Origin of the sequence: Agromyces bracchium, assembly GCF_009709675.1 — a bacterium.
Taxonomy (GTDB): domain Bacteria; phylum Actinomycetota; class Actinomycetes; order Actinomycetales; family Microbacteriaceae; genus Agromyces; species Agromyces bracchium.
This window is the reverse complement of sequence record NZ_WMLB01000026.1, coordinates 76,434-83,888: the sequence shown is the minus strand read 5'-3', so window position 1 is coordinate 83,888 and position 7,455 is coordinate 76,434. Positions and strand designations below refer to the sequence as shown.

Annotated in this window: 7 protein-coding genes; 6 read left to right on the top strand and 1 reads right to left on the bottom strand. The window is 72.4% G+C overall.

Annotation, left to right across the window (positions count from 1 at the left end; all coding sequences use genetic code 11):
• Nucleotides 1–314 precede the first annotated feature (314 nt).
• Nucleotides 315–1,337, bottom strand: coding sequence for a VOC family protein (locus GJ743_RS13410; RefSeq protein WP_155052415.1), 1,023 nt, complete (start codon nt 1,335–1,337; stop codon nt 315–317).
• A gap of 162 nt (nt 1,338–1,499) precedes the next feature.
• On the opposite strand from GJ743_RS13410, the gene GJ743_RS13405 reads away from it, so the two are divergent.
• From GJ743_RS13405 to pcaDC, 6 genes are all read left to right on the top strand, one after another.
• Complete coding sequence (locus GJ743_RS13405; RefSeq protein ID WP_328289181.1) at nt 1,500–2,255, top strand: IclR family transcriptional regulator; 756 nt, start codon at nt 1,500–1,502, stop codon at nt 2,253–2,255.
• 117 nt (nt 2,256–2,372) lie between these two features.
• Complete coding sequence (locus GJ743_RS13400; RefSeq protein ID WP_328289180.1) at nt 2,373–3,557, top strand: 4-hydroxybenzoate 3-monooxygenase; 1,185 nt, start codon at nt 2,373–2,375, stop codon at nt 3,555–3,557.
• A gap of 2 nt (nt 3,558–3,559) precedes the next feature.
• On the top strand, nt 3,560–4,357 hold the full coding sequence (pcaH, locus tag GJ743_RS13395; RefSeq protein ID WP_155052414.1) for a protocatechuate 3,4-dioxygenase subunit beta: 798 nt from the start codon (nt 3,560–3,562) through the stop codon (nt 4,355–4,357).
• Entirely contained in the window at nt 4,350–4,988 is a 639-nt protein-coding gene (pcaG, locus tag GJ743_RS13390; protein WP_155052413.1) for a protocatechuate 3,4-dioxygenase subunit alpha, read from the top strand. Before pcaH ends, pcaG begins: the two co-directional genes overlap by 8 nt.
• 13 nt (nt 4,989–5,001) lie before the next feature.
• Nucleotides 5,002–6,192: a lyase family protein gene (locus GJ743_RS13385; RefSeq protein ID WP_155052412.1), complete on the top strand. Its 1,191-nt coding sequence runs from the start codon at nt 5,002–5,004 to the stop codon at nt 6,190–6,192.
• On the top strand, nt 6,189–7,454 hold the full coding sequence (gene pcaDC / locus GJ743_RS20210; RefSeq protein ID WP_155052411.1) for a bifunctional 3-oxoadipate enol-lactonase/4-carboxymuconolactone decarboxylase PcaDC: 1,266 nt from the start codon (nt 6,189–6,191) through the stop codon (nt 7,452–7,454). The genes GJ743_RS13385 and pcaDC overlap by 4 nt, the downstream gene beginning before the upstream one ends.
• The last annotated feature ends 1 nt before the right edge of the window (nt 7,455 follow it).

Here is a 7,455-nt window from a genome sequence, read left to right as displayed (position 1 = left end):
GGTTCGAGTCCCCTCAGATCCACCAAAAACCCCTGATGAATCGCAAGATTCTCAGGGGTTTTCTCGTTGCTGTGGGGCCCGTGGTACATCCGGGCGACCTTTCACGGGTTCTCCTGAGCGCCGACGGCTGCCGTCCACGGCTGCCTCGGATCATGCGTCTCGCCCGACGTTGCTGGTCGCTCGCGAGAGCGCACCGGACCCGGAACCCGACACGACGACGGGCGCCGCACGCTCCACACGTGCGACGCCCGTCGTCGGTGCTGCGATCGGACCGGGATCGGCGAAAGGGAGGACCCGATCCCGGTCCGAACGATTCAGCCGCGACCCTGGACCGCGTAGGGGTTGAGGATCGCCTCCTCGGTGCCGGGGACGATGCCCTCCTCGGTGGCGGTGGGCTTGCCGGGGTCCGGCGGGAAGGACTCGGTCATCGACATGGGCATGGCGCCGTTGCGGTAGATGCTGTTGGAGCCGGTGGACGGCTTCCACTCGCCGGGCTCCCAGTCGGGGACGTAGTTGCGGTAGCCGCCAGTGTTCCACTCGACGCGCATGCCGCTCGGCTCGCGGAAGTAGAGGAAGCTCTGCTCGCCCACGCCGTGGATCGACGGGCCGTACTCGATGTCGGTGCCGTTCTCCATGAGCACATCGGCGGCCTGCAGGAGCTCCTCGCGGGAGTCGACCCAGAACGCGAAGTGGTTGACGCGGCCGGGGCGGTCGGAGCTGTCGAGCACCACGCCGAGGTCGTGCGACTTCTCGTTCGTCGTGATCACGCCGAACACCGTGACGGGCGCCTCGTCGAGCGTGGTGTAGGCCATGATGCGGAAGCCGAGCACGTCGCGGTACCACTCGGTGAACGCGCGCACGTCGGAGGAGGCGACGGTCACGTGGTCGAGCTGGCGGGGGCCGACCGCGTGCGAGGTGCGCTTCTCGGGGCGGTCGGGGAAGATCGACTTCAGCTCATCGGGCGCCTCGTACTTCTCGACGTCCCAGAACAGCTCCATGGTGTGGCCCCACGGGCCGGTGAAGCGGTAGGAGCGGCCGTGGCCGTGGCCCTCGGCGATCCACTCGCCGGTGACGCCGGCGTCCTCGACGCGCTTCGCGGCCTCGTCGAGTGCCTCGGGGCTCGAGGTGCGCCACGCCATGATGTTGAGCGCCGGCTCCGGGCCCTCGGCGATGACGAGCGAGTAGTTGTAGTAGTCGCCCCACGAGCGCAGGTAGACCTTGCCGTTCGCGCGCGACTGCACCCGAAGCCCGACCTGCTCCTCGTAGAAGCGGACGGAGGCCTCGACGTCGGGCGAGGCGAGCTCGAGGTACGAGAGATGGGAGAGGAGCTTGATCATCGTCGATCCTTCGGTCGTGTGCGGTGCTGGCGACCGCCTGGTTCTCGTGCCGTCCAGGCACCCTTCCACTGTCGGCGCTCATCGAGTATCAGGGAACCCGAATCTGTTGATCGCGAGCATCACTCCGATGGATGCCGGATGACTCGGGGCTAGCCTGATCCCGTGGCCCGACGTGGATACGACGAGCGAAGCGTCGCCGAGAAGCTGTTCGCGATCGCCGACGCGTTCGAGCGCGGGGACGAGCTCACGCTGAGCGAGATCGCCGCCCGGGCGCGCCTGCCCATGTCGACGGCGCACCGGCTCGTGGGGGAGTGGGTCGAGTGGGGCGGGCTCGTGCGGGCGGACGACGGCACCTATCGGGTCGGCATCAAGCTCTGGCGACTCTCGGTACGGCAGCCGTCGTCGAGGCGACTTCGGACGGCGGCGAAGCCGTACCTCGAGGACTTGCTCGAGTCCACCGGCGAGCACGTGCACCTCGCGGTGCGCGACGGACTCGGCGTCGTCTACCTGGAGTGGCTGTCGGGCGCGGACGCGGTGCACACGATCACCGACGTCGGCTCGCGGCTGCCGTTGCACGCGACCGGCGTCGGCCAGGCGCTCCTGGCGTTCGCGCCGCCGGGCGTGTTCGAGGACGTGATCGCCGCCGGCCCCCGCAAGTACCTGCCGGGGACGATCGTGGAGGAGGACGCGCTTCGCGCCCGAATGGCCGAGGTGCGGCGCAGCGGCATCGCGACCTCGGTGGAGGCGATGACCGAGGGCGCGTTCTCGGTGGCCGCTCCGGTTCGGGATGCCTCGGGCGAGGTCGTCGCGGCGGTGTCGATCATCGCGCACGTCGAGCGCCTCCGCGAGCCGCAGTTCGCCCTCGGCGTGCGGATCGCCGGGCGCGGCATCTCCGCGGCGCTCGGGTGGCGCGGATAGGCGCGAGCCGATCGCGACCGACACGCGGTGTTTCCATTGGATGGAATCCGGGGTGCGGCGCAACGCGGCGCCGACGCACCATGGGTCCACCCCACACCGTCGTGAAAGGACCCAACGGTGCGAACCCAGGTCGCCATCATCGGCGCAGGCCCGGCCGGCCTGCTGCTCGGCCACATCCTCCATCAGGCCGGGATCGGCTTCACGATCCTCGAGCGCACCTCGCGCGAGCACCTGCTCGGCCGGATCCGGGCCGGCGTGCTCGAGCAGGGCTCGGTCGACGTGCTCGCCGAGCTCGGCCTCGACGCAGACCTGCGCGAACGCGGCCTCACCCACCACGGCATCCACCTCCAGCACGACGGCGAGCGCCACCACGTCGACTTCGTCGAGCTCGTCGGCCGCACCGTGAGCATCTACGGCCAGCAGGCGCTCGTCGCGCACCTCCTCGCCGAGCACGACCGCCTCGGCAGCGACATCCGCTTCGAGGTGACGGATGCCGCGCCGGCCGGCCTCGACGGATCGAATCCGACGGTGAGCTACACCGACGGCGGTGTCGCGACCGAACTCGCGTGCGAGTTCGTCGTCGGCGCCGACGGCTACCACGGCGTCGGGCGGCGGTCGATCCCGGGCATCACGGCGTTCGAGCGCGACTACCCGTTCGGCTGGCTCGGCATCCTCGCCGACGTCCCGCCGTCGACCGACGACCTGATCTACGCACTGCACCGCGACGGCTTCGCGATGCACTCGATGCGCTCGCTCGAGGTCTCCCGTCTCTACCTCCAGGTCGCGCACGACGAGTCGATCGACGATTGGTCGGACGCCCGCATCTGGGACGCGCTGCAGACCCGGCTCGGCAGCGACGGCTGGACCCTGCACGAGGGCGCGATCACCGAGAAGTCGATCACCCCGATGCGCTCGTTCGTGGTCTCGACGCTGACGCACGGCCGCCTGTTCCTCGCCGGCGACGCCGGGCACATCGTGCCGCCGACCGGCGCGAAGGGCCTCAACTCGGCGATCGCCGACGTCACGATGCTCGGCCGGGCGCTCGTCCGGAGCATCCGCGAGGGCGACGAGACCGGGCTCGCCGGCTACAGCGATGCGGCGCTGTCGCGCCAGTGGAAGGTGCAGCAGTTCTCGCAGTGGATGACCGACATGCTCCACCTCCACCGCGAGGCGCCGGATGCGTCCGCCCGCGACTTCCGCTACCGCAGCCAGGTCGGCCAGCTCGAGTACCTATTCGGCTCGCGTCACGCGCAGGAATCCCTCGCCGAGCAGTACGCCGGCCTCCCCTTCACCACGGAGTGACCATGCAACGACCCGCACAACAGCCTGAACTGACCCAGGCGACCATCAGCGACGAGATCGCCGACCGCCACCGCGCCGAGGGGGATGCCGCGGCATCCGCTGCCCGCCCCCTCGCGGCGCACCCGCGCCGCGACTTCGCCCCGTACCGTTCGACGACGCTGCGCCACCCCACCCACGAGCTCGTGCGCGCCGATCCCGAGGAGATCGAGCTCGTCTCCCCGGCGTTCGGGCACACCGACGTCGCCGCCGAGGAGGCCGATCTCACGATCCAGCACACCGGCGAGCCGCTCGGCGAGCGCATCATCGTGACCGGCCGGATCCTCGACGGCGACGGGCGCCCCGTGCGCAACCAGCTCATCGAGATCTGGCAGGCGAACGCGTCGGGTCGCTACGTGCACAAGCGCGACCAGCATCCGGCGCCGCTCGACCCGAACTTCACGGGCGTGGGCCGCATCATCACGGGCGACGACGGCTCGTACCGGCTGACGACCATCAAGCCCGGCGCGTACCCGTGGAAGAACCACCGCAACGCGTGGCGGCCGGCGCACATCCACTTCTCGTTCTTCGGTTCCGCGTTCACGCAGCGGTTGATCACGCAGATGTACTTCCCGGGCGATCCGCTGTTCGCACTCGACCCGATCTACCAGTCGATCGTCGACCCGGCCGCACGCGAGCGCCTCGTCGCGACCTACGACCACGACGTGAGCGAGCCCGAGTGGGCGCTCGGCTACCGGTGGGACGTCGTGCTCACCGGACCGACGTCCACGTGGATGGAACCGGAGGACGCCGACCATGCCTGACACGAACGGCCGCGAGGCCTTCGACGCGACCGACCTGCCCGGCGCGCACGCGCACGCCCCGGCGCACGAGGGGCCGCTCGGCCAGACCCCGTCGCAGACGGTCGGACCCTTCTTCGGCTACGCGCTGCCGTACGCGGGCGGGCCCGACGTCCGTGCGGCCTGGCAGCCCGACGCCGTCCGGGTGCATGGCACGGTCTTCGACGGCGCGGGCGACCCGATCCCCGACGCGATCGTCGAGATCTGGGGGGCGGATGCCACGGGGCGGCCCTCCACCGAGCGCGGATCGTTCGCGCGCGACCAGCACGGGTTCGCCGGCTTCGGCCGTGCCGCCGTCGACCGCGACGGCCACTACTCGTTCACGACCGTGAAGCCCGGCGCAGCGCGACCGGGCTCCGCGCCGTACCTGCTCGTCACGGTCTTCGCGCGCGGGGTCCTGCATCACCTCTCCACCCGGGCGTACTTCGGCGACGAGCCCGAGGCCAACGAGGCCGACCCCTTGCTCGCCCGCGTCGACGCTGACCGTCGCGACACGCTCATCGCCGAGGCCGACGCGCCGCGCTCGTACCGGTTCGACATCCGGCTGCAGGGCGAGAACGAGACCGTGTTCCTCGACTACGGCACCGAGGTGTGACGAGGATGGAGCGATGACCGACTGGGGACTGCTCGATCCCGGCGGCGCCGACGCGAACGGCACCGACGACGACGCGGTGCTCGCCGCGATGGTCGACGTGGAACGCGCACTGCTGCAGACCTGGGGCGACCTGCTCGACGAGTTCCTCGACGCGCAGGCCGACGCGCTCGACGAGGCCGCGCTCGACCGCGACGACCTCCGCGAGGGCGTCGCGCGCGACGGCGTGCCGGTCGTCCGACTCGTTCCCGCGCTCCGGGCCCAGCTCGAGGCGGCGGGCCTGTCCGCCGAGCGGCTGCACCTCGGCGCGACGAGCCAAGACGTCGTCGACAGCGCGCTCATGCTGGTCGCGCGCGACGCGCTGCTCGGTGCGCGCACCGCGCTCGTGGGCGCCGGCCGCGGACTCGGCGCGCTCGCGGACGAGCACCGCAGCGGCTTCCGCATCGGCCGCTCGCTCGCACGGCACGGCGAGGCCTCGACGCTCGGCGTGCTCGCCGCGGGCTGGCTCGACGGCGTGAGCTCGGCGATCGCCGCGATCGACGAGGCGACCTTCCCCGTGCAGTTCGGCGGTGCCGTGGGCACCGGTACGGCAGCGGATGCCGCGGCCGGACGAACCACGGGCGCCGACGAGGTCCGCGCGGGGCTCGCGCGCCGGCTCGGCCTCGCCGATCCCGGTCGGGCCTGGCACACCGAGCGGGCCCCGGCACTCGCCGTCGCCATGACGTCGGCGACGGTCGTGGCGGCGCTCGGCCGGATCGCCGGCGACGTGACCTTCCTCTCCCGCGAGGAGATCGGCGAGGTGCGGCTCGCCGGCGGCGGCGGATCCTCCGCGATGCCGCACAAGCAGAACCCCGTCGACGCCGTCCGCATCACGGCCGCGGCCGTCGAGGCGCCCGCACTCCTGCAGGTCGTCGCGAGCGCCGCCGTTGCCGGCGACGAACGGCCGGCCGGACGCTGGCACGCGGAGTGGTCGGCGCTCCGCCGGCTCGTGCGCCTCGCCGCATCGGCTTCCGCCTCGGCCGAGCAGCTCGTCGAGGCGACGTCATTCGACGCCGATCGCGCCGCCGTGATCCTCGCGGAGGCCGGACCGGCCGGCGAGCGGCCCGACCGCGACGTGCTGGCCGCGGCATCCGCTCGCATCGTCGACGGCGCGCTGGCCCGCTTCGCCCGCACCAGCGCCCCCACCGGACCGGAGACCCGACCATGACCGCGCCCCGACTCCTCGGCTCCTTCGCACCCGGCGCCGCACCGGCGCCCGCGAGCCCGCTCCTCGTGCTGCTTCCCTCGCTCGGCACCACCACCGCCCTGTGGGACGGCGTCGTCACGGCGCTTCGCGCCGATCGCCGCACGGCGGCCCTGCGGATCCTCCGAGTCGACCTGCCCGGGCACGGCTCGAGCCCGGCGACCGCTGACGGGTTCACGATCGGCGACCTCGCAGACGCCGTGCTCGCGGTGGTCGAGGAGGCCGGCGGCGGCGCCTTCCACGTCGCCGGCGTCTCGCTCGGCGGCGCGATCGCGCTCGAACTCGCCGTCGCGCATCCCGATCGCGTGCTCAGCCTCGTGACGAGCTGCAGCGGCTCGCGCATCGGCACGTCCGACGGCTGGGCCGAGCGTGCTGCGACCGTCCGGGCGAGCGGCACCGCGTCGCTCGTGACCGGCAGCGCGAACCGGTGGTTCGCCCGCGGCTTCCTCGACCGTGATGCCGGCGGACCCGGCGCGTCGACGCTCACCGCGCTCGTCGACATCGACGACGAGTCGTACGCCCGCTGCGCGGAGTCCCTCGCCGACTTCGACCGCACGGCCGTGCTCGGCGACCTCGCGGCGCCGACGCTCGCGATCAGCGGCGAGCACGACACCGTGACCACGCCCGCGTCGATGCAGGACCTCGCCGACGCCGTTCCCGACGGCCGGCACGTCTCGCTCGACGGCGCCTCGCACCTCGCCGTGCTCGAGGAGCCCGCGACCGCCGCGGAGCTCATCGCCGCGCACGTCGACCGCGCCGAGCGCGACGGTGCCGCCGCGACCGCCTCCGCGCGCGGCATGCTCGTACGACGGTCCGTGCTCGGCGACGCGCACGTCGACCGCGCGGTCGCCGCGACGACTCCGGAGACCGCTGCGTTCCAGGACTTCCTCACGAGATACGCGTGGGGCGAGATCTGGGACCGACCCGGTCTCAGCCGCCGGGAGCGCTCGATCGCGACCCTCGCGAGCCTCACCACCGGCGGCCACGACAACGAGATCGCGATGCACGTGCGCGCGGGGCTCCGCAACGGCCTGACCCGCGACGAGATCGCCGAGGTGCTGCTGCACACCGCGCTCTACGCGGGGCTTCCGGCCTCGAACGCCGCGTTCGCGATCATGCGCGAGGTGTTCGCCGAGGCGGATGGCGCGGCATCCGCCCCCGGCCGCGGCGAACCTGCCACGCCGCCGGGCCCCGACACCTCGACCGACGCCGACGACACCCCCTGAC

Coding starts and splice junctions, on each gene's coding strand:
- GJ743_RS13410 (WP_155052415.1), bottom strand. CDS start 1,337: ATGATCAAGCTCCTCTCCCATCTCTCGTACCTCGAGCTCGCCTCGCCC.
- pcaH (WP_155052414.1), top strand. CDS start 3,560: ATGCAACGACCCGCACAACAGCCTGAACTGACCCAGGCGACCATCAGC.
- pcaG (WP_155052413.1), top strand. CDS start 4,350: ATGCCTGACACGAACGGCCGCGAGGCCTTCGACGCGACCGACCTGCCC.
- GJ743_RS13385 (WP_155052412.1), top strand. CDS start 5,002: ATGACCGACTGGGGACTGCTCGATCCCGGCGGCGCCGACGCGAACGGC.
- pcaDC (WP_155052411.1), top strand. CDS start 6,189: ATGACCGCGCCCCGACTCCTCGGCTCCTTCGCACCCGGCGCCGCACCG.